Origin of the sequence: Dyella lutea (genome assembly GCF_024158035.1) — a bacterium.
Classification (GTDB): Bacteria; Pseudomonadota; Gammaproteobacteria; order Xanthomonadales; family Rhodanobacteraceae; genus Dyella_A; species Dyella_A lutea.
The window spans coordinates 54,084-76,261 of record NZ_JAMZEK010000006.1; the positions used below are offsets into that span (position 1 = coordinate 54,084).

The following is a 22,178-nucleotide window of genomic DNA, read 5'->3' on the forward strand; positions in this document are numbered from 1 at the left end:
GTGGGCATGCGCATCGCGGTCATCGGCGGCGGCATTTCCGGCATGGCCTCGGCGTGGCTGCTCTCGCAGCAGCACGCAGTGGACCTGTACGAGGCGAACGCCTACATCGGCGGCCACACGCACACCCACGACGTGGAATCGGGCGGCCGCGACTACGCGGTGGATTCCGGCTTCATCGTGTTCAACCCGGACAACTACCCGCTGCTGACCCGGCTGTTCGGCGAGCTCGGCGTCGATTCGCAGCCCACCACCATGAGCTTCGCCGTGCACAACGAGGCGAGCGGACTTGAATACGGCGCCACCAGTCTGGACGCGCTGTTCTGCCAGCGCCGCAACCTGCTCTCGCCGAAGTTCTACGGCATGGTGCGCGACATCGTGCGCTTCTACCGTGAGTCGCCGGCATTGCTGGAAACCACGGATGCCGGGCCGACGCTCGGCGACTACCTGGAACGCCACCGCTACGGTGCGATGTTCCGCGACGAGCACATCGTGCCGATGGCATCGGCGCTGTGGTCCTCGCCGTCGCGCAAGGTGCTGGACTTCCCGGCACGCTACCTCGTGCAGTTCATGGCCAACCACCACATGCTGCAGCTGGACGGGCGACCCGAGTGGCGCGTGGTGCGCGGCGGCTCGACCCGTTACGTGGACGCACTGCGCGCGCGCTGGAACGTGCGCGAGCGCATCGCCAGCCCGGTGACTGCGGTGCGCCGCGTCGAGGGCGGCGTGGAAATCACCAGCCTTGGCCAGACCGAGCGCTACGACCAGGTGGTGCTGGCCTGCCACAGCAACGAGGCGCTGGCGATGCTGGCCGACGCCACGCCGGCGGAGCGCGAGGTGCTCGGTGCAATCCGCTACCAGGAAAACGACACCGTGCTGCACACCGACACCCGCCTGCTACCGAAGCGGCGCAAGGCATGGTCGGCGTGGAACGTGCTGATCCCCGCCTCGCCCACCGAAGCGTGCACAGTCACCTACTGCATGAACCTGCTGCAGACGCTGGACGCGCCGGACACGTTCTGCGTGTCGCTGAACTGCGCCGACCGCATCGACCCGGCCAGGGTGATCCGGCGCATGCGTTACGCGCACCCGGAGTACACCCACGCCTCGGTGGCCGCGCAGCAGCGCAAGGGCGAGATCCAAGGCCGGTCCGGCACCTGGTTCGCCGGCGCCTACTGGGGCTGGGGCTTCCACGAAGACGGCATGCGCAGCGCGGTCGAGGTCGCCCGCGCGCTGGGGGTGGACTGGTGAACCCCGCCCTGCGCGAGCCGCTCGACGCCGCGCCTGCCGTGACCGACAACCGGCCCGGCCGGGACCGTGCCGCCCGGCGTCCGCTGGCCAGCGCGATCTACGAGGGCTGGGTCCGCCACCGCCGCCATGCGCCGCACCCGCACGCGTTCCGCTATCCGATCGCGATGCTGTACCTGGATCTGGACGAGCTGCCGGGCCTGTTCGACCGCCGCTGGTTGTGGTCGTTGAACCGCCGCAACGTGGCCGAATTCCGCCGCAGCGATTACCTGGGGCCGGCCGAGCTGCCGCTGGACGAAGCCGTGCGCCGCCGCGTGGCCGAACACACCGGGCGTCGACCGGCCGGGCCGATCCGGCTGCTCACCCACCTGCGCTACGGCGGCCACGTATTCAATCCGGTGAGCTTCTACTACTGCTTCGCCGCCGACGGCCACACGCTGGAGACGATCGTCGCCGAGATCACCAACACGCCGTGGAAGGAACGCCACGCCTACGTGCTGCCGGTCGCCGAAGGCCGCAGCCACCGGCACACCACGGCCTGGCGCTTCGACAAGATCTTCCACGTGTCGCCGTTCATGCCGATGGAACGCGGCTACGACTGGCGCTTCTGCATCCCCGACGCATTCCTGCGCGTACACATGAACGTGATGGACGGCGAGCGTCGCGACTTCGACGCCACGCTGGTGCTCGAACGCCGGCCGCTCGATGGCGCCGGGCTCGCCCGCGTGCTGTGGCGCTTCCCGCTGATGACGCTGCAGGTGGTGCTGGCGATCCACTGGCAGGCGTTGAAGCTGTGGCTCAAGCGCAACCCCGTCTACGACCACCCAGGCAAGACCACCGGGAACTGATCCATGGACATCGAACTCACCACGCCCCTAGACACCCCCGCCCCCGCGGCCCTGCCCGGCCGGCTGGAGCGCCTGCTGCGCCAGCGACTGCTCGCGCAGATGGGTCAGCTCAAGGGCTGCCGCCTGCGGCTGGACGACGCGCTGGGCGCGGTGGAGCTGGGCACGTCGCTGCCGGGCGAGGAGCCGCTGAGGGTGCACCTGACGGTGCGTGACCCGCGCTTCTACCGGTTGGTGGCGGCCAACGGCAGCGTCGGCGCCGGCGAGGCCTACATCGAGGATCTGTGGCACTGCGACGACCTGGTTGCGCTGATCCGCGTGATGGTGCGCAACCGCGACCTGCTCGACGGCATGGAGACCGGCCTGGCCCGCCTCGGCGGCCTGGCGATGAAGGCCTGGCACGCGCTCAACCGCAACACCCGAGCCGGCAGCCGCCGCAACATCGCCGCCCACTACGACCTGGGCAACGAGCTGTTCAGTCTGTTCCTGTCCAGCGACCTGATGTATTCCTCGGCGATCTACGCCAGCGACGACGAACCGCTGGAGGTCGCCTCCACCCGCAAGCTCGACCGCATCTGCCGCAAGCTCGAGCTTTCGCCGGACGATCACGTGCTGGAGATCGGCACCGGCTGGGGCGGCTTCGCGATCCACGCCGCGCGCCACTACGGCTGCCGCGTGACCACCACCACCATCTCCCGCGAGCAGTACGAGCTGGCCTCCCGGCGCGTGGCCGAGGCCGGCCTGTCCGATCGCATCGAGCTGCTGCTGGAGGACTACCGCGACCTCGACGGCCGCTACGACAAGCTGGTGTCGATCGAGATGATCGAGGCGATCGGCGCCGAGTTCATGCCCACCTACTTCGGCACGATCTCTCGGCTGCTCAAGGACGAGGGCATGGCGCTGATCCAGGCGATCACCATCGAGGATCACCGCTATGCGCAGGCGCTGAAGTCGGTGGACTACATCAAGCGCTACATCTTCCCGGGCAGCTTCATCCCATCGGTGAGCGCGATGCTGGGTGCGGCCCGCGAGTCCAGTGACCTGCGGCTGTATCACCTCGAGGACATCGGCCCGAGCTACGCGCTCACCCTGAAGGCCTGGCGCGAGCGCTTCCTCGACCGCCGCGACGAGGTGCTGAAGGCCGGCTACGACGAGCGCTTCGTGCGCATGTGGGAGTTCTACCTCGCCTACTGCGAAGGCGGCTTCCGCGAGCGCTCGATCGGCGACGTGCAGATGCTGCTGACCCGCCCGGGCTGCCGCCGCGCGTCCTACCTGCCCGACCTGGCCACGGCGGCCTCCGCCTGACGGTATCCGCATGAACGCCTGGATCAATGCCATTACCTACCAGCTGGTCTGGTTCGCCGCGATCTGGGGCGCATCGAGCGGCCACTGGTGGCTGGCGCCGCTGGCGCTGTTGCCGTTCGCGGCCTGGATGCTGGGGCGGCCGGACGGCGGCGCCGATGCGCTGTTGATGCCGATCGCGGTGCTGCTGGGCGCCGTGCTCGACTCCAGCCTGGCGGCCAGCGGGCTGGTGGCCTACGTGTCTCCGGTGCCGTTCGTGCACGCCGCACCGCTGTGGATCCTGTCGATCTGGGCGGCGTTCTCGCTCACCCTCAGGCACAGCTTCCGCTTCCTGCACGGTCGGCCGCTGCTCGCCGCCGTGCTCGGCGGGGCGGGCGGGCCGATCGCCTACCTCGGCGCCGGCCGCGCGTGGCATGCGGTCGCCTTCCCGCTCGGAACCACGCCGGCGGTCATCGCGCTGGCCGCCGGCTGGGCCGTCGCCATGCCGCTGCTGATCGGGCTCGCCACGCGCGTCGAGCGCACCTCCGGTCCCCGAAGCGTCCATGGAGAAGCCCATGTGGCATGAGTTTGGCTGGCAGGTGCTGACCGTCTGGCTGGTGACCGCTGCGGCGATGACGGTGGGCTGGACGATCCAGTACCGGACCCGCAACGCCACCCTGGTCGACGCGATCTGGAGCGCCACCATGGGCCTGGCCGCGCTGTTCTACGCGGCGATGGGCAGCGGCGATCCGCTGATCCGGGGCCTGCTTGCCCTGTGCGGCGCCTTGTGGGCGCTGCGGCTGTTCCTGCACCTGCTGGACCGCGTACGCCATGAGGACGAGGACGGTCGCTACCGGTACCTGCGCGAGCACTGGCAGGACAGCCAGCCGAAGTTCTTTGCGTTCTTCCAGGCGCAGGCGCTGTTCACGACCATCTTCTCGCTGCCCTTCCTCGCCGTGGCGGCGAACCCCGGCACGGAGCAGTCGTCGGCGTGGATCGTCGCCGCGCTGGTGGTGTGGCTGGCCAGCCTCAGCGGCGAAGCCATTGCCGACCGGCAGCTGGCGCAGTTCCGGCATCGCCCGGACAGCCGCGGCAGGACCTGTCGAGAGGGACTGTGGCGCTACTCGCGCCATCCCAACTACTTCTTCGAGTGGACGCACTGGTTCGCCTACGTGCTGCTGGCGGTCGGCTCGCCGATCGGCTGGCTGGCCATCCTCGGCCCGGTGCTGATGCTCGTGTCGCTGTACCGCTTCACCGGCATTCCCTACACCGAGGCGCAGGCCCTGCGCAGCCGCGGCGACGACTACCGCGACTACCAGGCCAGCACCAGCCCCTTCATTCCCTGGTTTCCCAAGACACGAGGATCACGGCCATGACCGACAGCCTTGCCATGCCGTCCGTTGCGATCGAGCAGACCGAAGAGCGCGGCCTCACCCGCTTGGCCGAGTCGGGACTGATTCCAGACGCGCTGCTGCGGCTGGGTATCCGCCGGCTGTGCGCCACGCGGCTGCGCGACGAGCGTGCCGGCGGCGAGGAGGCAGTGTGGGCGCGCTTCCGCGACCGGCTGCAGCAGCTGCGCCAGAGCCCGCTCGCGCTGCACACGGACGCAGCCAACCGCCAGCACTACGAGCTGCCGCCGCGCTTCTTCGAACTGTGCCTGGGCAAGCGGCTGAAGTACTCGAGCTGCTATTACCCGACCGGCCGCGAGACGCTGGACGAGGCCGAGGAGAAGATGCTCGCCCTCTACGACGAGCGCGCCGAACTGGTCGATGGCCAGGACATCCTCGAGCTGGGCTGCGGCTGGGGTTCGCTGACGCTGTGGATGGCGGCGCGCTATCCCGGATCGCGGATCACTGCGGTCTCCAACTCCCGCCCGCAGCGCGAGCATATCGAGGCACATTGCCGCCAGCTCGGCCTGTCCAACGTGCGGGTGATCACCGAGGACGTGAACCGGCTGTCGCTCGATCCGGCCCAATTCGACCGGGTGGTGTCGGTGGAGATGTTCGAGCACGTGCGCAACTACCAGGTTCTGCTGGAGCGCATCGCCGGCTGGCTGCGCCCCGGCGGCAAGCTGTTCGTGCACATCTTCTGCCATCGCGAGCTGATGTATCCGTTCGAGACCGAGCGCGACGACGACTGGATGGGCCGCCACTTTTTCACCGGTGGTCTGATGCCCGCGGCCGACACGTTCCTGCATTTCCAGCAGCATATGGTGGTGGAGCAGGAGTGGCGCCTCGCCGGCAGCCATTACGAGAAGACTTCGAACCACTGGCTGGCCCACCAGGACGCGAACCGCGAAGAGATCCTGCGCGTGCTGGCGGGCACCTACGGCGCCGCGCAGGCGAAGCTGTGGCACCAGCGCTGGCGCATGTTCTGGATGGCCTGCGCGGAGCTTTTCGGTTACGACCACGGCAACGAGTGGCTGGTGGGCCACTACCGGTTCCAGCGTCGCGCCGACTGACCGACCCCGCTCTGCATTGCCCGCAAAAAGCCCGGCCTGGCCGGGCTTTTTTGGCGTGCGCCGAAGGCCCCTCCCCGGGCCGTGGCAGAGACGCCGCGCAAAAAAAGAAGCCCGGCCAAAGCCGGGCTTCTTCATGACACGGGGTGCAGATCCTTACTGCTGGACCTGCAGCTCCGTGCGGCGGTTGCGGGCGCGACCGGCGTCGGTGTCGTTGGTGTCCACCGGATCGCTCTCGCCGTGGCCGACCGGGCCCTCCAGACGGCTCGCGTCGATGCCGTGCGCCGTCAGGTAGTCGTACACGATCTGCGCGCGACGCTCCGACAGGGCCTGGTTGTACTGCTCCGTGCCCTTCGAGTCGGTGTAGCCCGCCACCATCACCTTCACCTGCGGGTAGCGCTGCAGCGTATCCACCGCCTGGTCCAGGATCGACAGCGAGTCCGCCGTCGGCTCCGCCAGCGCCTTGCCGATCTCCGACGCCTTCACGTGACCCTTCTTCGGGTAATCGAACTTGAAGTTCACGCCGCGCAGGTCGATCACCACCTTCTGCGGGCAGCCGTCCGGACCCACAATCGTGCCGGCAGCCGTCGCCGGGCACTTGTCGTCGCAGTCGTTCACGCCGTCATGGTCGCTGTCCAGCGTCGAGCAGTCCGGAGCCGGCGGCGGCGGGGCCACGGCCGGGGCCGGCGGGGCCGGCGGCGCGCCAAAGCGCGACACGATGCTGAAGCCCAGGAACCAGTCACCGTAGCCGTCCTGCGCCGGCTGGCTCTTGTTGTCCCAGTCGTAGCGGTAGCCGCCTTCGATGCGCACGTCCGAGCTGTCCGTCACCGTCTTGGACACGCCCAGACCCAGCTCCGCCGCCGGCGAGAAGCCCTGCGCACCACGGTCGTGGTGGTTGCTCGCCATCACCCCGGCCAGCAGGTACGGACGCCAGGCATTCCAGTCGCCGCGATAAAAGCGAGCCGCCGCGCCGAACGTGTTGTTCGACCACTTGCCGCCGCCCACCGCGCCATCCACCCTGCGCTTGGTCCGGTCCACGAACAGGTCGATCGACGCGTCCGGCGAGATGAAACGACCCACGCCCAGACCGTAGTACAGCTGACGGCTGTTCGTATTCCGGTCGGTGTCGTTGTAGTAACCACCAATGGTCGGCGCGATGTACCAGCGATCGTCGTAGCTCGACGAGCTCGTGCTCGGTGCGCTGTCCGCCGGCGCCGTGTCCTGCGCGTGAACGGCACCCACGCCGCCCAGGGCCAGAGCAATCAGAAAATACAAGCCCTTACGTTTCATCAGGTGTCTCCTTCGATTATTGGTTTTCGCGTCCGTTCCACGTCAGACGGGAGATCGCGCGTCAGAACAGTACTCATGCCGACAGGGCCGAGGCCCCGGCTTGTCGTTTCTGCCGCAAGCGCGAGAAAGTGTATCAAAACCGTTAAACAGTGCTATCTGCATCACATTGTCGCGCCAAAGGCCGGTGAAGCCTTGTTCAGGAACGCGGCACCTCCCGCACTCGTCTTATAACGGAATGGAAAAAGAAAAAGCCCGGCCAAAGCCGGGCTTCTTCATGACACGGGGTGCAGATCCTTACTGCTGGACCTGCAGCTCCGTGCGGCGGTTGCGGGCGCGACCGGCGTCGGTGTCGTTGGTGTCCACCGGGTCGTTCTCGCCGTGGCCGACCGGGCCTTCCAGACGGCTCGCGTCGATGCCGTGCGCCGTCAGGTAGTCGTACACGATCTGCGCGCGACGCTCCGACAGGGCCTGGTTGTACTGCTCCGTGCCCTTCGAGTCGGTGTAACCGGCCACCATCACCTTCACCTGCGGGTAGCGCTGCAGCGTATCCACCGCCTGGTCCAGGATCGACAGCGAGTCCGCCGTCGGCTCGGCCAGCGCCTTGCCGATCTCCGACGCCTTCACGTGACCCTTCTTCGGGTAATCGAACTTGAAGTTCACGCCGCGCAGGTCGATCACCACCTTCTGCGGGCAGCCGTCCGGACCCACAATCGTGCCGGCAGCCGTCGCCGGGCACTTGTCGTCGCAGTCGTTCACGCCGTCATGGTCGCTGTCCAGCGTCGAGCAGTCCGGAGCCGGCGGCGGCGGGGCCACGGCCGGGGCCGGCGGGGCCGGCGGCGCGCCAAAGCGCGACACGATGCTGAAGCCCAGGAACCAGTCACCGTAGCCGTCCTGCGCCGGCTGGCTCTTGTTGTCCCAGTCGTAGCGGTAGCCGCCTTCGATGCGCACGTCCGAGCTGTCCGTCACCGTCTTGGACACGCCCAGACCCAGCTCCGCCGCCGGCGAGAAGCCCTGCGCACCACGGTCGTGGTGGTTGCTCGCCATCACCCCGGCCAGCAGGTACGGACGCCAGGCATTCCAGTCGCCGCGATAAAAGCGAGCCGCCGCGCCGAACGTGTTGTTCGACCACTTGCCGCCGCCCACCGCGCCATCCACCCTGCGCTTGGTCCGGTCCACGAACAGGTCGATCGACGCGTCCGGCGAGATGAAACGACCCACGCCCAGACCGTAGTACAGCTGACGGCTGTTCGTATTCCGGTCGGTGTCGTTGTAGTAACCACCAATGGTCGGCGCGATGTACCAGCGATCGTCGTAGCTCGACGAGCTCGTGCTCGGTGCGCTGTCCGCCGGCGCCGTGTCCTGCGCGTGAACGGCACCCACGCCGCCCAGGGCCAGAGCAATCAGAAAATACAAGCCCTTACGTTTCATCAGGTGTCTCCTTGGTGGTAATCCCTACTCGAAATGCCGTCGGCATGTTCGCCGCAATGTCCATGGCCGAAAAGCGGAACTTTCCGACCGTCGGAGGACATGGGCGCCACCCCTTAAGGTGAATTCGATTATCGGGTCACGCCGTCTTTACAGCGTGAAAAGTTCCAGGAAATGCTGAACCGGCATTGAGTCGAGGCGGGAATCGTCAGTTGCCGCATTCATGATTTCCTCGACTTTCATTGGCGGCAGATGCCCGCGAATGGCGGCCTCGAACTTTTTCCACAGCAGCGGAATACCCTCGGCGCGACGCATGCGATGACCGATCGGATAGTCGATCGACACCTTGCCCGTGCTCGACCCATCCTTGAAGAACACTTGCACCGAGTTTCCGATGTAGCGCTTGTCGGGATCGAAATAGTCCCTGGTGAAATCAGGATTCTCGCCAACCACCATCTTCTCGCGCAGCGCGTCGATGCGCGGATCGGCGGCGACCTCCTCGTTGTAGTCGTCCGCGGTGAGGCGACCGAAGATCAGCGGCACGGCGACCATGTACTGGATGCAGTGGTCGCGGTCGGCGTAGTTGGCCAGCGGGCCGGTCTTGTCGATGATGCGGCGTCCCGCCTCCTGGGTCTCGATCACCACCTTCTCGATCTGCTCGACCCTGTCCGCCACCTGCTCATGCAGCTGCATGGCGCACTCCACCGCGGTCTGCGCATGGAACTCGGCAGGGAAGCTGATCTTGAACAGCACGTTCTCCATCACGTAGCTGCCGAACGGGCGCTCGAACTCGAACGGGTTGCCCTTGAAAGCGACGTCGTAATAGCCCCACGTCTTCGCCGAGAGCGCCGAGGGATAGCCGACCACATCTCGGTACACGGCGTTGATCGCATGGATGACGGCGCGGCGGCAGGCGTCGCCGGCGGCCCAGCTCTTGCGCGGCCCGGTGTTCGGCGCGTGGCGATAGGTGCGCAGCGCGCCGTTGTCGATCCAGCTGTGCGACACGGCAGCGATGACCCGCTCCTTGTCTCCGCCCAGCATCGCGGTGGTCACCGCGGTGGACGCCAGGCGAACCAGGATGACGTGATCCTGGCCGACGCGGTTGAAGCTGTTCCTGAGCGCATAGCAGCCCTGGATCTCGTGCGCCTTGATCGCCCAGGTCAGCACGTCGCGCACGGTCAGCGGCTTGCCGCCCTCACGCTCGGCCTTGCGGCTCAGGTAATCGGCCACGGCGAGGATCGCGCCGAGGTTATCCGACGGGTGGCCCCACTCGGCAGCCAGCCAGGTATCGTTGAAATCCAGCCAGCGGATCTGCGTGCCGATGGCGAACGCGGCCTGCGCCGGATCGAGCTCATACCCAGTACCCGGCACGCGGGCGCCGCCCGGTAGCGTGGCACCCGGCACCAGGGGGCCGAGGTGCTTGACGCACTCGGGAAACTTCATCGCCAGCATGGCAGTGGCCAGCGAATCGAGCAGCATGATGCGCGCGGTGTCGTAAGCCTCGGTCGAATCGACCCTGTAATCGATGACATAGTCGGCGATGTCGACCATGGGTTGGTCGGGATCCGGACGCTTGGCGGAACGAATATCGTGCGCGCTCATGAGGCTCGTCTCCTGGCAACGGGAAAGCGCCCCGGCGACATGGTGCTCTGGCTGTCGCCGGGGCCCGATCCGGGCAGGTTACCCGTACGACGTCACCGCAGCGACAAAGCGCACCTGCACCGACTTACCCCCCGGGCACGCGCACCGCACCTTCCATCAGCACCCGCGCGCTACGGCTCATGACGGCCTTGGTGACCGTCCAGGCGCCATCCACCCGCGCAGCCTCAGCGCCCACCCGCAGCGTTCCCGACGGATGACCGAAGCGCACCGACTGGCGTTCGCCACCGCCAGCGGCAAGGTTCACCAGCGTGCCGGGAATCGCGGCAGCGGTACCGATCGCCACGGCCGCCGTGCCCATCATCGCGTGATGCAGCTTGCCCATCGACATCGCGCGCACCAGCAGGTCGACATCGCCCGCTTTCACCGGCTTACCGCTCGAGGCGACGTAGTCGGCCGGCGGCGCGACGAAGGCCACCTTGGGCGTGTGCTGGCGCGTGGCGATCTGGTCCAGCGACTGGATCAGGCCCATGCGCAGCGCGCCGTGTGCCCGGATCGTCTCGAACATCGCCAGCGCCTTGTCGTCACCGTTGATGGCGTCCTGCAGCTCGGCGCCGGTGTAGCCGATCGCCGCAGCCTCGACGAAGATCGTAGGAATGCCCGCATTGATCATCGTCGCCTTGAGCGTGCCGACGCCGGGCACCTCCAGCTCGTCGACGAGATTGCCGGTGGGGAACATGGCCCCGCCCGCGCCCTCTTCCTCCGCCGCTGGATCCATGAATTCCAACTGCACCTCGGCGGCGGGGAAGGTCACGCCGTCCAGTTCGAAATCGCCGGCCTCCTGCACCGCGCCGTCGGTCATCGGCACATGGGCGATGATCGTCTTGGCGATATTGGCCTGCCAGATGCGCACGATGGCGATGCCGTCGCGCGGCACGCGCGCCGGATCGACCAGCCCACTGGCGATGGCGAACGGACCGACCGCCGCCGACAGGTTGCCGCAGTTGCCGCTCCAGTCGACAAACGCCTTGTCGATCGCGACTTGGCCGAACAGGTAATCCACGTCGTGATCCGGCCGCGAACTCTTGCTCACGATCACCGTCTTGCTGGTGCTGGAGGTGGCGCCGCCCATGCCGTCGATCTGCTTGCCGTAGGGATCGGGGCTACCGATCACCCGCATCAGCAAGGCATCGCGCGCTGCGCCGGGCGCCCGGGCGGCCTGGGGCAGATCGTCGAGGCGGAAGAACACGCCCTTGCTGGTGCCCCCGCGCATGTAGGTGGCGGGAATACGGATCTGTGGAGCATGCGACATGGGAATCTCCGGAAGTGCTCGCGCCGCGTCAGAACAAGCCAGCCTGCGTCGCGGGGGGATCGATTTCAGGCAGCAGCGGCCAACGGCCGATGATGTCGTAACGGTAGGGATGGCCGCCACCGATGACGAGGCACAGCTCATCGATGGTCCAGGCGATGGGTGGATCGAGCACGATCTTGTCTAGCGGCTGGGGGGCGTGATAGCTCAGGGTCATGTGCGGCGTCACGCCGGTGGCGATGTGGCCGAATCCTGCTTGAACAAGACGCGACTGAATCGCCTGCAGCAAGGCGGTAAACGCCGGCGGCACACCACGCGCACGCATCGCCCAATGGATCGGACCCGACGTGCTCGCCGGCCCGACGATGCGGTTGAAGTGCAGTGTGCAAGAGGCCGCGGAAACGGCCGCACCCACCTGCATCAACGCCGCGCAGTCTTCATCGGTCGGCAGAAAAATGCGCTCGGAAAACGACTGGTGCAGGTTTGCCGGTGCGAACAGCGCGCTTCCCAGACGTTGGGGCAGCCCGAACCGATCCAGCAGAGCACCGATGTAATCCACCAGTGTCGGCGGCGGCATCGCCGCCAAGAACAGACGCGGCTCCGCACCCCGACTCATGCCGCCTGCGACGCCTCGAGAAAATCCTGCGCGAAGCGCTGCAGCACGCCGCCGGCTTCGTAGATAGACACCTCCTCAGCGGTATCGAGCCGGCAGGTCACCGGCACCTCGACACGCTCGCCGTTCCTGCGCTGGATCACCAGCGTGAGGTCCGCCCGCGGCGTGCGCTGGCCCACCACGTCGAAGGTCTCGGTGCCGTCGATAGCCAGCGTCTTGCGGTTGGTGCCCGGTTTGAACTCCAGCGGCAGCACGCCCATGCCGATCAGGTTGGTGCGGTGGATGCGCTCGAAACCCTCGGCCGCGATCGCCTCCACGCCGGCCAGGCGCACGCCCTTGGCCGCCCAGTCGCGCGACGAGCCCTGGCCGTAGTCGGCACCGGCGATCACGATCAGCGGCTGCTTGCGCTGCATGTAGGTCTCGATCGCTTCCCACATGCGCATCACCTTGCCTTCCGGCTCGACGCGGGCTAGCGAGCCCTTCTTCACCTCGCCGTCGACCACGGCCATCTCGTTGACCAGCGTGGGGTTGGCGAAGGTGGCGCGCTGCGCGGTGAGATGATCGCCGCGGTGGGTCGCGTAGGAATTGAAGTCCTCGTCCGGCAGGCCCATCTTCGCCAGGTACTCGCCCGCCGCGCTGGTCGGCAGGATCGCGTTGGACGGCGAGAGGTGGTCGGTGGTGATGTTGTCGCCGAGCACCGCCAGCGGACGCATGCCGGTGAGGCTGCGCGCGCCCGCCAGCGCGCCTTCCCAGTACGGCGGACGGCGGATGTAGGTGCTCTGCGCGCGCCAGTCGTACAGCGGCGCCGCGCGCGTACCGGTGCGTCCGGTGCGGGCGAACATCGGGTCGTACACCTTGCGGAACTGCTCCGGCTTCACGCTGGAGGCCACGATGGCGTCGATCTCCTCGTCGCTCGGCCAGATGTCCTTGAGCGTCACCGGCCGGCCGTCGGCATCGTGGCCCAGCGCATCGCGCTCTATGTCGAAGCGGATGGTGCCGGCGATGGCGTAGGCGACCACCAGCGGCGGCGAGGCGAGGAAGGCCTGCTTCGCGTACGGGTGGATGCGGCCGTCGAAGTTGCGGTTGCCGGACAGCACGGCGGTTGAATACAGGTCGCGCTCGACGATCTCCTGCTGGATCGCCGGATCGAGCGCGCCGGACATGCCGTTGCAGGTGGTGCAGGCGAACGCGACGATGCCGAAGCCGAGCTTCTCCAGCTCCGGCAGCAGCTTCGCTTCTTCCAGATACAGCTGCACCGCCTTGGAACCGGGCGCCAGCGAGCTCTTTACCCACGGCTTGCGGGTGAGCCCGCGCGCATTGGCGTTGCGCGCCAGCAGCGCGGCGGCGATCACGTTGCGCGGATTGCTGGTGTTGGTGCAGCTGGTGATGGCCGCGATGATCACCGCGCCGTCCGGCATCTGCCCGGGCGTTTCTTCCCACGTGCCGGCGATGCCGCGCGCGGCGAGGTCGGAGGTCGGCAACCGCTTGTGCGGGTTGGACGGGCCGGCCATGTTGCGCACCACTGAGGACAGGTCGAAGGTGAGCGTGCGCTCGTACTGCGCGTGGGCCAGCGTGTCGGCCCACAGACCCGCGGCCTTGGCGTAGGTCTCCACCAGCTTGACCTGCTCGTCGCTGCGGCCGGTGAGGCGCAGGTAGTCCAGGGTCTGCTCGTCGATGAAGAACATCGCCGCCGTGGCGCCGTATTCCGGCGCCATGTTGGAGATGGTGGCGCGATCGCCCAGGGTGAGGCTGGCCGCGCCTTCGCCGCGGAATTCCAGATAGGCGCCGACCACCTTCTCCTTGCGCAGGAACTCGGTGAGCGCCAGCACGATGTCGGTGGCGGTGATGCCGGGCTGCCGCTTGCCGGTGAGCTCCACGCCGACGATGTCGGGCAGGCGCATCCACGACGCGCGGCCGAGCATCACGCTCTCCGCCTCCAGCCCGCCGACGCCGACGGCGATGACGCCGAGCGCGTCCACGTGCGGCGTATGGCTGTCGGTGCCGACGCAGGTATCGGGATAGGCCACGCCATCCTGTACCTGGATCACCGGCGACATCTTCTCCAGGTTGATCTGGTGCATGATGCCGTTGCCCGGCGGGATCACGTCGACGTTCTCGAACGCCCGCTTGGTCCACTCGATGAAGTGGAAGCGATCCTCGTTGCGGCGATCCTCGATGGCGCGGTTCTTGGTGAACGCCTCCGGGTCGAAGCCGCCGCACTCCACCGCCAGCGAGTGGTCGACAATCAGCTGCACCGGCACCACCGGATTCACCTTGGCCGGATCGCCGCCCCGCTCGGCGATGGCATCGCGCAGACCGGCCAAATCCACCAGCGCCGTCTGGCCGAGGATGTCGTGGCACACCACACGCGCGGGGAACCAAGGGAAATCGCGCTCGCGCTTGCGCTCGATCAGCTGCTTCAGCGACTCGGCGAGGATCGCCGGCTCGCAGCGGCGCACCAGGTTCTCGGCCAGCACGCGCGAGGTATAGGGCAGCGCGTCGTAGGCTCCCGGCTGGATCGCCTCCACGGCGGAGCGCGCATCGAAATACTCCAGCGAGGTGCCGGGAAGGGACTTTCGGTAAACGTTGTTCATAGGGGTCGGAAATCCTGGAGACAAACACTCGCTGACGGCAGATCGTGCCCGCGCCCGCGCACCTATTCCGGGCCCCTCCCGGGGCGTCACGGACCGGCGGCCCGGCAGAACGGGCGGAACGACGCGAAGTCCGCCCATTGTAGCGGGACCGAGGCGTCGCCCCGAGGACTTCGGCTTGACCGCCATGCGCCGCGACCTCGACAATGCGCAGGTACTGATCCCAAAAGGGAGTAGTTCCGGACGTCGGTTCACCCGGCGTTCGTGCGGTGGTCGTCATCACGAGCGGAGCACCGCTCCGGTCACCCCAGCGGCTTTGTCGCGAACGAGACTTTTGCGGTAACCACGGGGCGGCGTGCGCCCGTGGTTGCTGCATTCGTCCCGCGCGCAGGAATGAACCGCATGGATTTCCTCTCCCCCGAATTCTTCTCCGGCCTGGCGGCGATCGTCCTGCTCGATCTCGTGCTTGCCGGCGACAACGCGATCGTGATCGCCCTCGCCGCACGCAACCTGCCGCCCAGGCTGCAGAAGAAGGCGGTGTTCTGGGGCACCTTCGGTGCCGTCGGCGTGCGCGTGCTGCTGACCGCGGTCGTGGTCTACCTGCTCAAGCTTCCCGGCCTGATGCTGGCCGGCGGCCTGCTGCTGCTGCCGATCGCCTGGAAGCTGCTCAGGCACGAAGAGGAAGACCCCGACGTCAGCCCCGGCGACACGTTCTGGTCGGCGCTCAAGACCATCGTGGTGGCCGACGCGTTGATGGGCCTGGACAATGTGCTGGCGATCGCCGGTGCGTCGAAGGGCCACATGGGGCTGGTGATCCTGGGATTGTTGATCAGCGTGCCGCTGGTGGTGTGGGGAAGCACACTGATCCTGAAGCTGATCGCGCGCTTCCCGGTGATCATCTACTTCGGCGCGGGTGCGATCGCCTGGACCGCGGCACGCATGATCGCCCACGACACTCTGCTCGCGCGCTGGTTCGACCCGCGCCCGTGGTCGGCGTATGCGCTGGACGCACTGCTGGTGCTGGCCGTCTGCGGCGGCGGCTGGCTGGTCCGGCGGAGGCAGATGCAGGGCTTGCGCGACTGACTCAGTCGCGCCGCCAGAAGCGCCCCATTTCCAGGAACGTGAAAGAGGCCGACCAGGTGATCAGCACGAAGCCGGTGAGCGCCTCGGTGCCCGCCAGGAAGCGCACCGGTCCGAAGGGAATCACGTCACCGAAGCCCACCGTGGTGAACGTCACTGCCGAAAAGTACACGTGGTCGACCAGCGAACCGGCCGCGATGCCGTGGACGTGGCCGAAAGACGGACCGATCGACTGCAGCAGGTAGAACGCCAGGCCGAAGATCCAGATTTCGCAGACGTGCACGCTGAGCACGCCGAAGATGCCGTAGAGAACCTGGCGACGGTGATGCCTCCCGGTCCGGTCCTTGCCCCCCAGCCGGCGCGACAACCAGGAGAGCACCTCGTAATGCAGCGTTACGCAGAGGCCGACCGCCACGATGGTGGCGACGATCACGGCGAGATTCACGCCCCAGTCGCCATAGGCATCGCCGTCTGCCGGTGCGCCACCGGATACGGCCTGCACCAGCCCACCGAGCAGCCACGCCTGCATGGTTCCTCCCCCGCGGAGACCGTACTCCCGCGCGGTCACTGACACCATGCCAGAGCCGCCCGCCGCCGATCTTACAGACGAGGGCCGCGGCGGCGAAGCCGGCCACGGTCGCCCCCTCGCTGTCGCGGATGGAACTCAGTACATCATCGGCACGCGCACCGTGACGGTGGCGTCCGGAGTGTCGCGGGTCACACCGACACCGAGCGTGAAGTTCAGGGTGCGCTTGCTGTCGTAGCGGTAGGAGCCGCCTACCAGCAGGGTGCCCAGTACGCTGCGCGCCGTCCCCGCCACCTTCTGGCCGTTCTGCCGGGTGAGCCCTACCAGACTCAGGTCGTAGCCGATGCTGAAGGACGCCTTCTCGTTCAGGGCCAGCCCCATGCCGACGCTGGCATCGACGATGTCTCCGACCTTCACCGTGCCGAGCGGCTCCTTGCCGCCCGCCAGGACGGTACGTGTGACATGGCTGCGCGGGAAGTTGTGCAGGTAGCTCACGTTGCCGAAGAACACCACCGGGTCGGACGGGAACAGCCAGGTCAGGCCGGGCTGCACCGAGTAGAACCCCGAGCCCCGCGGCAGCTCCAGCGGAAGCCCGGTGCCCGTGGTGTTCTGCACGCAGCGGCTCACGCAGTCGGTGGTGACTTCGAAGGGATCCTTGCCGGTGCGCGACTTCACCCGCAGCCAGCCAATGTAGTAGGGCCGGTCGGCGCCACCGTCGTTCATCTGGTAGCGCGCGGTGGCCTCGATATCGCCGATGCCGTGGCCATGTGAGGTGAACACCTTGTCGGTGGCGCTGCCGGTGAAGATCTCCCGGCTGATCGTGTCGGTGTGCCCGTAGACGTACGGCACCCGCAGTTCCAGCTCCATGCGGTTGTTGACGCCGTAGCGGAATGCCAGCGCGCCCGTCTGGGTGGTGGTCTTGACCTGCCGCGCATCGACCAGCCCGATCAGCACGGCAGGAATCACCGTGTAGCCGATCAGCGCGACACGCTCGTTGGACGAATAGGCGAACTGGTACGACGGCTCGACCACGAGCTTGCCGCGTGCCGTCAGTACGCCTGGCTGATCGAAGATCGGAGCCACTTCGGGTGGCCGCTGGTCACGCTCGGGGGCCTTCCCGACGGGCCGCTCCTGCGACTGCAGGACCGGGGCCGCATCATCCGGCATGGGTAACGCGGCGGCCATGCGCCCGGCCGCAGCCACGTTGCCCGCTCGTTGCTGGTCGAGCACGTCGGCGCCCACGGCGTGCCGCAAGGCCCGGTAGTCGGCTTCCTGCGCGGCCAGCGCGCGCTTCAATTGGGCGATCTGCTGGTCCTGTCTGGCGAGTTCGCTGCGCAATGCGTCGAGTTGCGCGGCCTGGTCGGCCAGGTTTTTCCGGATCACGGCGGACAACGGATCCGGATCCGACGGCGTCGGCGGGTCCTGCGCGCGGACCGTGCCACCGAGCAGGATCATTCCAGCACAGGCTGCGATGCGCCCGGCTTGACATGCTTTCTGCTTCATCGAGATTTCCCCGGCGGTCGGTGGCAGGCAGGTCGTTTCAGGCAGTCGCTCGCGCCCGGCTTCTTCACGGGCCCGCGCGGCTGGACATGGCCGCCTGCAGCGAACCCTGCAGGTCCACGCCGTTGAGCAGCCCCAGGCCGCTCAACGTCACATCCAGGCGGGTCAAGCTCTGGATGTTCTGGTTGTCAAGGCTGTTCTGGATCACTGTTGCGCCGAGGCCTGCGGCCTGCTGGAGCACGGTCGGGTCGACCGTGTTGCCAGGGCCGATCTGGATCAGGTTCACCGCGCCGGTCGCAGCCGCCAGCGACTCGGCCTGCTGCCGGGTGATGTGCGCGATATCGGGAATCTCTACGCTGCTGCTGGAAACCAGGTTGCCGCCGACATACACCAGTCGGTTGAGGCCGAACGAGACCACCAGCCCGCGGCCGTCGTCGAAACCGCCGCGCACACCCGCGAGACGCTGGTCGCTGACGGGCCGCCAGGCATGGAACGTACCCAGGGCCGCTCCCGCGGCAGGAACAGGAGCATCCTGCGCCGAGGCAAGGCCACTGAAGGCGATGCCGCCCAGGACACAGAGGCAACACAGGCAAGTCATGGATCGCTTCATCGCAGACTCCTTCAGATGTCGCCCGGTCCGCGACGCGGCATCACGATGCCCTCGAGCCCGCGGCGGTCGATGGCCAGCCCGAGCGGTGCCAGCGGAGCCACGCGCCAATCCTGCGGACTGTTGAAGATGGCCAGCCCGCGCCGGTTGTGAATCACGAAGACCAAGTGCGTCTTCCAGGCCGCCTCAAACTGCCGCAGCGGTATCGAGCGCGTCCCCATGGCAGGGTCGCCCACCAGCACCCGCCCGTCCCGCAGGCCCTTGATCACCACGAAGTGGTGATAGCCGCGCTCGTCGATCAACACGATCGCCGGCAGATGCTCCTGCCGGAGCTTTTCCAGCGGCACCTCGAAGCCATCGGCGTCGAACCCGTGCGCGGCGAGAAAGCGCTTGATGTCGAGCAGGGAGAAGCCCTCGCGATTGATCTTCGCCCGGTCGCCATGCGCATACATCTGGGCGAACGCGGTCTGCTCGCTCATCGGATAGTCGTACTGGTAGGTAAGCAGGGTGGCCACGGCGGCCGATCCACAGCTGAAGTCGTACTTCTGCCGGATCGTGTTGCGGAAGCGCGCCTCTTTCAGGCTCGTCACGTGCAGTGTGTAGACCCCGCCTGACACGCCCTGCAACTCCACCGGCGCTCGCGCAGCGGCCGCCAGCGGAAGGCAGCCGAACAGCCAGAGCAGCAGCGGCGACCATCGCTTCATGGCTGCAGCTTCACGCTGATGATCGTGGCGTTCTGGATCAGCACGCCGTTGCCGGTGTTCTGGATCACCATCGGCAGGCCGGTCGCTCCATCGAACGATCCGGAGCTGATCACGTTGCTTCCGCTCACCGCGTGATCGATCTGGTTGTTGCCCACCGTTCCGGTAAGTGTCATCTCCTGGCTGACTTCGGTACCGCCGCTGAGACGGCCCAGCGTCGCAGCATCGACTCGTGGCCCCAGACCATCGACCCGCCCGGCCGGGATCCCCGCCGTGCTGCGCATGGGCGCGGCAGACGGCTGAGAGAGTGTGACGGGTGCCGCCGGGTTTTCTGCTGCGAGGCTCCACGGCGCAAACATCGCTCCAAGCAGAACCAGCCCACGTCGCGCACTGACTGATCGCATGGCCTTGTCTCCGGTCGCTTCCGCGCCACCGCCACGCTACGCGGCAGCACGCGATGGCCATCCACCGGGCAATCGCTCCCGGTATCCGGCACAAAGTCGCGGGGCGCCCGAGGCGCCCCGCGACGTTTCCCTGCGCTTATGGCCCGACGTTGAGATTCGCCTGGACATTCACGCTTTGCTGGACCAGGGCCCCGATGCCGCTGTTCTGCGCCATCACGGTCACGCCAGCGGCCGCCGCCGCGGCGCCGTCCATGTGGTTGGACATGTCGAACATGCCCGCATCGACGGCATTGGACCCGCCGTTGCCACCCGTGCCGCCATTGCCGGCAAGCGCCGAACCGCCGGCTCCGGCCGCGCCGGCCCCACCCATGCCGCCGGCACCACCGGTGGCATCGGACGCGCCGCTGCTGCCGCCGGAGGCGGTCGCCGAGCCGCTGGCGCTGCTGTTGCTGCCACCCGTCGCGCTGCCGCCGGCCCAGCTGCCGCTTCCGCCGGAAGCCGTGCTGGTGTTGGTGCCACCACCACGCGACCGCGCGTGCGCATCGGCATAGTTGTCACCGTTGCTGTCGCCGCCCCAGGCGCCGGCATATCCCGCCGCATCGCCGCTGGCCGCCCCGCTGCCGCCGACGTGGCCACTGCGGGAAGAGGCATTGCCGCCGTCGCCGCCCGACCCGCCGCCGCCGCCGCGGCCGTTGCCACCGTAGGCGTCGCCGCCGTAGCCGCCCGAGCCGCCGTTGGCATCACCGAAGTTCTTGGCCACGTTGCCGATATCGCGAACATGGATATCCGTAACCGCGCCGTCGAGCCGGCTGGTGGCAATCGCCCTGTTGCTGTTGAACGAGCTGGCGATCGACGAGGTGGAGGTACTGCTGTTGTTTGCCGATGCGCTTCCCTGGCCCGTGGCATACGCGTCCGCGTTCGCCGAGGAATTGGCCTGGGCACTGGGTCCGGCTCCGCCGGTCTGGGTCTTGTCCGCCATCGCCGGGAGCGTGAATCCCAGGCCAAGGCATACCGCTGTCACGAGAAGAGTTTTGCGCATGATCGTTCTCCGGAGCATCGCGTTATCCCCCTGCTTCTTGTCTTACGGTCGCCAAGCTGCTTGGCAACATGCGTGCCACGTGCTGCGCGACCTCTCCGGCTGTTGCTGGCGCATGGAAAATCAATGATTTGAGCAACCTGCCAAACCTGCGGTGCGCATCGACCAATGCGCGAAAGGCGGCCACCTGTTTCATCGATGAAGCACCGCTGCGCGCGCCTCGTGCCCCACGGATGCCGTGAGTTCACCGAACTGGCGGGCCCGGAGGCCAGGCACCCTCCGGGAGAGGGTGTATCACCGCTGTTACAGGTTGTATCCGCGCGGATCGGGGCCGACGCGCAATAAAAAAGAAAAAAGGGGCCGCAGCCCCTCTTCCCCTGTGACGACCTGATCCGTCAGCGCTTGTCGATCGGCACGTAGGTCTGGTCTTCCGGACCGGTGTAGTTCGCGCTCGGCCGGATGATCTTGCCGTCCTGGCGCTGCTCGATCACGTGCGCGCTCCAGCCGGAGGTGCGGGCGATCACGAACAGCGGCGTGAACATGGCGGTCGGCACGCCCATCATGTGGTACGCGCTGGCCGAGTACCAGTCGAGGTTGGGGAACATCTTCTTGAGGTCCCACATCAGCTTCTCGATCCGCTCGGACACCTCGAACAGGGTCGGGTTGCCGCCGTCGGTGCACAGCTTGCGCGAGATCTCCTTGATGATCTCGTTGCGCGGGTCGGACACCGTGTACACCGGATGGCCGAAGCCGATGATGATCTCCTTGCGCTCGACGCGGGCACGAATGTCGGCCTCGGCATCGGCGGCATTGCGATAGCGCGCGATGATCTCCATCGCCACCTCGTTGGCGCCACCGTGCTTCGGGCCGCGCAGTGCACCGATCGCGCCGGTGATCGAGGAGTACATGTCCGAACCGGTGCCGGCGATCACGCGGGCGGTGAAGGTCGAGGCGTTGAACTCGTGCTCGGCATACAGCACCAGCGACTTGTCCAGCGAGTGCGCGTGCAGCTCGCTCGGCTTCCTGCCGTGCAGCAGATGCAGGAAGTGCGCGGCGATGGTCTCGTCGTCGGTCTCGGTCTCGATGCGCTTGCCGTTGTGGCTGAAGTGGTACCAGTACAGCAGCATCGAACCGAAGCTGGCCATCAGGCGATCGGCGATGTCGCGCGCGCCGGTGAGGTTGTGGTCTTCCTTTTCCGGCAGCACGGTGCCCAGCACCGAGCAGCCGGTGCGCAGCACGTCCATCGGATGGGTGGCGGCCGGCAGCAGCTCCATCGCCGCCTTCACCGGCGCCGGCAGGCCCCGCAGGCGCTTCAGCCGGGCCTTGTAGTTCTGCAGCTCCGTCCAGTTCGGCAGCACGCCGTAGACCAGCAGGTGCGCCACTTCCTCGAAGCAGCCCTTGGCCGCCAGGTCATGGATGTCGTAGCCGCGGTAATGCAGGTCGTTGCCGCTGCGGCCGACCGTGCACAGCGCGGTGTTGCCGGCGGCGACGCCGGACAGCGCGACGGATTTCTTCGGCTTGGGCAGGGTTTGCTCGGTCATGGTGGATCTCCTGGTGCGAATGGCGCGAGCCATGCGGCCCGGCATGTCATTGCCTGTCTGTAGGAGCCCGCTGGCGGGCGATGCTTATGCTCCTGATCGACATCAAAGCGAGAAGAGCATCGCCCGC

At 67.4% G+C, this 22,178-nt stretch carries 20 protein-coding genes; 7 read left to right on the plus strand and 13 right to left on the minus strand.

Annotation, left to right across the window (positions count from 1 at the left end):
- Positions 1–6: 6 nt before the first annotated feature.
- From NC595_RS20110 to NC595_RS20135, 6 genes are read left to right on the plus strand one after another with little or no spacing between them, the layout of a single operon-like run.
- Positions 7–1,248 carry an NAD(P)/FAD-dependent oxidoreductase gene (locus NC595_RS20110; RefSeq protein ID WP_253569165.1) on the plus strand — a complete coding sequence of 414 codons (1,242 nt, stop codon included), beginning with the start codon at positions 7–9 and terminating at the stop codon, positions 1,246–1,248.
- Complete coding sequence (locus tag NC595_RS20115; protein ID WP_425493181.1) at positions 1,242–2,093, plus strand: DUF1365 domain-containing protein; 852 nt, start codon at positions 1,242–1,244, stop codon at positions 2,091–2,093. Before NC595_RS20110 ends, NC595_RS20115 begins: the two co-directional genes overlap by 7 nt.
- A 3-nt stretch (positions 2,094–2,096) precedes the next feature.
- Positions 2,097–3,395 carry an SAM-dependent methyltransferase gene (locus tag NC595_RS20120; RefSeq protein ID WP_253569166.1) on the plus strand — a complete coding sequence of 433 codons (1,299 nt, stop codon included), beginning with the start codon at positions 2,097–2,099 and terminating at the stop codon, positions 3,393–3,395.
- A 10-nt stretch (positions 3,396–3,405) separates the two neighbouring features.
- The gene (locus NC595_RS20125) at positions 3,406–3,957 is read left to right on the plus strand and encodes a DUF2878 domain-containing protein (RefSeq protein WP_253569167.1); all 552 of its coding nucleotides are present in this window, start codon (positions 3,406–3,408) and stop codon (positions 3,955–3,957) included.
- Positions 3,947–4,747 carry a DUF1295 domain-containing protein gene (locus NC595_RS20130; RefSeq protein ID WP_425493178.1) on the plus strand — a complete coding sequence of 267 codons (801 nt, stop codon included), beginning with the start codon at positions 3,947–3,949 and terminating at the stop codon, positions 4,745–4,747. The genes NC595_RS20125 and NC595_RS20130 overlap by 11 nt, the downstream gene beginning before the upstream one ends.
- Complete coding sequence (locus NC595_RS20135) at positions 4,744–5,832, plus strand: SAM-dependent methyltransferase (protein WP_425493179.1); 1,089 nt, start codon at positions 4,744–4,746, stop codon at positions 5,830–5,832. The genes NC595_RS20130 and NC595_RS20135 overlap by 4 nt, the downstream gene beginning before the upstream one ends.
- Positions 5,833–5,985: 153 nt before the next feature.
- Here the strand turns inward: NC595_RS20135 and NC595_RS20140 are convergent, their stop codons facing one another.
- The 6 genes from NC595_RS20140 to acnD form a co-directional block, all read right to left on the minus strand.
- Complete coding sequence (locus tag NC595_RS20140; RefSeq protein WP_253569168.1) at positions 5,986–7,119, minus strand: OmpA family protein; 1,134 nt, start codon at positions 7,117–7,119, stop codon at positions 5,986–5,988.
- Between the two features lie 294 nt (positions 7,120–7,413).
- Positions 7,414–8,547, minus strand: coding sequence for an OmpA family protein (locus NC595_RS20145; RefSeq protein ID WP_253569169.1), 1,134 nt, complete (start codon positions 8,545–8,547; stop codon positions 7,414–7,416).
- A gap of 147 nt (positions 8,548–8,694) precedes the next feature.
- Positions 8,695–10,146, minus strand: coding sequence for a bifunctional 2-methylcitrate dehydratase/aconitate hydratase (locus tag NC595_RS20150; RefSeq protein WP_253569170.1), 1,452 nt, complete (start codon positions 10,144–10,146; stop codon positions 8,695–8,697).
- 124 nt (positions 10,147–10,270) lie between these two features.
- Positions 10,271–11,455 carry a 2-methylaconitate cis-trans isomerase PrpF gene (prpF, locus tag NC595_RS20155; RefSeq protein ID WP_253569171.1) on the minus strand — a complete coding sequence of 395 codons (1,185 nt, stop codon included), beginning with the start codon at positions 11,453–11,455 and terminating at the stop codon, positions 10,271–10,273.
- Positions 11,456–11,483: 28 nt separating this feature from the next.
- Complete coding sequence (locus tag NC595_RS20160; protein WP_253569172.1) at positions 11,484–12,038, minus strand: 2'-5' RNA ligase family protein; 555 nt, start codon at positions 12,036–12,038, stop codon at positions 11,484–11,486.
- 26 nt (positions 12,039–12,064) lie between these two features.
- On the minus strand, positions 12,065–14,659 hold the full coding sequence (gene acnD / locus NC595_RS20165) for a Fe/S-dependent 2-methylisocitrate dehydratase AcnD (protein ID WP_253569173.1): 2,595 nt from the start codon (positions 14,657–14,659) through the stop codon (positions 12,065–12,067).
- A gap of 399 nt (positions 14,660–15,058) precedes the next feature.
- Between acnD and NC595_RS20170 the strand changes: the two genes are divergently transcribed.
- Complete coding sequence (locus NC595_RS20170; protein ID WP_253569174.1) at positions 15,059–15,739, plus strand: TerC family protein; 681 nt, start codon at positions 15,059–15,061, stop codon at positions 15,737–15,739.
- Position 15,740: 1 nt separating this feature from the next.
- On the opposite strand, the gene NC595_RS20175 is transcribed toward NC595_RS20170, so the two are convergent.
- The 7 genes from NC595_RS20175 to prpC all read right to left on the minus strand — a co-directional run bounded on the left by NC595_RS20175 (position 15,741) and on the right by prpC (position 22,051).
- Positions 15,741–16,265, minus strand: a complete 525-nt coding sequence (locus NC595_RS20175) for a potassium channel family protein (protein ID WP_253569175.1) — start codon at positions 16,263–16,265, stop codon at positions 15,741–15,743.
- A gap of 135 nt (positions 16,266–16,400) precedes the next feature.
- Positions 16,401–17,765, minus strand: coding sequence for an acetate kinase (locus NC595_RS20180; RefSeq protein WP_253569176.1), 1,365 nt, complete (start codon positions 17,763–17,765; stop codon positions 16,401–16,403).
- Positions 17,766–17,829: 64 nt separating this feature from the next.
- A complete protein-coding gene (locus NC595_RS20185; protein ID WP_253569177.1) occupies positions 17,830–18,372 on the minus strand; it encodes a hypothetical protein in 543 nt (180 codons plus the stop codon).
- Between the two features lie 11 nt (positions 18,373–18,383).
- A complete protein-coding gene (locus NC595_RS20190) occupies positions 18,384–19,073 on the minus strand; it encodes a C39 family peptidase (RefSeq protein ID WP_253569178.1) in 690 nt (229 codons plus the stop codon).
- On the minus strand, positions 19,070–19,354 hold the full coding sequence (locus NC595_RS20195) for a hypothetical protein (protein WP_253569179.1): 285 nt from the start codon (positions 19,352–19,354) through the stop codon (positions 19,070–19,072). The genes NC595_RS20190 and NC595_RS20195 overlap by 4 nt, the downstream gene beginning before the upstream one ends.
- Positions 19,355–19,610: 256 nt before the next feature.
- Complete coding sequence (locus NC595_RS20200; RefSeq protein WP_253569180.1) at positions 19,611–20,453, minus strand: hypothetical protein; 843 nt, start codon at positions 20,451–20,453, stop codon at positions 19,611–19,613.
- 452 nt (positions 20,454–20,905) lie between these two features.
- Positions 20,906–22,051 carry a bifunctional 2-methylcitrate synthase/citrate synthase gene (gene prpC, locus NC595_RS20205; RefSeq protein ID WP_253569181.1) on the minus strand — a complete coding sequence of 382 codons (1,146 nt, stop codon included), beginning with the start codon at positions 22,049–22,051 and terminating at the stop codon, positions 20,906–20,908.
- Positions 22,052–22,178 lie beyond the last annotated feature (127 nt).

Coding starts and splice junctions, on each gene's coding strand:
- NC595_RS20110 (WP_253569165.1), top strand. CDS start 7: ATGCGCATCGCGGTCATCGGCGGCGGCATTTCCGGCATGGCCTCGGCG.
- NC595_RS20120 (WP_253569166.1), top strand. CDS start 2,097: ATGGACATCGAACTCACCACGCCCCTAGACACCCCCGCCCCCGCGGCC.
- NC595_RS20125 (WP_253569167.1), top strand. CDS start 3,406: ATGAACGCCTGGATCAATGCCATTACCTACCAGCTGGTCTGGTTCGCC.
- NC595_RS20130 (WP_425493178.1), top strand. CDS start 3,947: ATGTGGCATGAGTTTGGCTGGCAGGTGCTGACCGTCTGGCTGGTGACC.
- NC595_RS20135 (WP_425493179.1), top strand. CDS start 4,744: ATGACCGACAGCCTTGCCATGCCGTCCGTTGCGATCGAGCAGACCGAA.
- NC595_RS20140 (WP_253569168.1), bottom strand. CDS start 7,119: ATGAAACGTAAGGGCTTGTATTTTCTGATTGCTCTGGCCCTGGGCGGC.
- NC595_RS20145 (WP_253569169.1), bottom strand. CDS start 8,547: ATGAAACGTAAGGGCTTGTATTTTCTGATTGCTCTGGCCCTGGGCGGC.
- NC595_RS20150 (WP_253569170.1), bottom strand. CDS start 10,146: ATGAGCGCGCACGATATTCGTTCCGCCAAGCGTCCGGATCCCGACCAA.
- prpF (WP_253569171.1), bottom strand. CDS start 11,455: ATGTCGCATGCTCCACAGATCCGTATTCCCGCCACCTACATGCGCGGG.
- acnD (WP_253569173.1), bottom strand. CDS start 14,659: ATGAACAACGTTTACCGAAAGTCCCTTCCCGGCACCTCGCTGGAGTAT.
- NC595_RS20170 (WP_253569174.1), top strand. CDS start 15,059: ATGGATTTCCTCTCCCCCGAATTCTTCTCCGGCCTGGCGGCGATCGTC.
- NC595_RS20175 (WP_253569175.1), bottom strand. CDS start 16,265: ATGCAGGCGTGGCTGCTCGGTGGGCTGGTGCAGGCCGTATCCGGTGGC.
- NC595_RS20180 (WP_253569176.1), bottom strand. CDS start 17,765: ATGAAGCAGAAAGCATGTCAAGCCGGGCGCATCGCAGCCTGTGCTGGA.
- NC595_RS20185 (WP_253569177.1), bottom strand. CDS start 18,372: ATGAAGCGATCCATGACTTGCCTGTGTTGCCTCTGTGTCCTGGGCGGC.
- NC595_RS20190 (WP_253569178.1), bottom strand. CDS start 19,073: ATGAAGCGATGGTCGCCGCTGCTGCTCTGGCTGTTCGGCTGCCTTCCG.
- NC595_RS20195 (WP_253569179.1), bottom strand. CDS start 19,354: ATGCGCAGCACGGCGGGGATCCCGGCCGGGCGGGTCGATGGTCTGGGG.
- NC595_RS20200 (WP_253569180.1), bottom strand. CDS start 20,453: ATGGCGGACAAGACCCAGACCGGCGGAGCCGGACCCAGTGCCCAGGCC.
- prpC (WP_253569181.1), bottom strand. CDS start 22,051: ATGACCGAGCAAACCCTGCCCAAGCCGAAGAAATCCGTCGCGCTGTCC.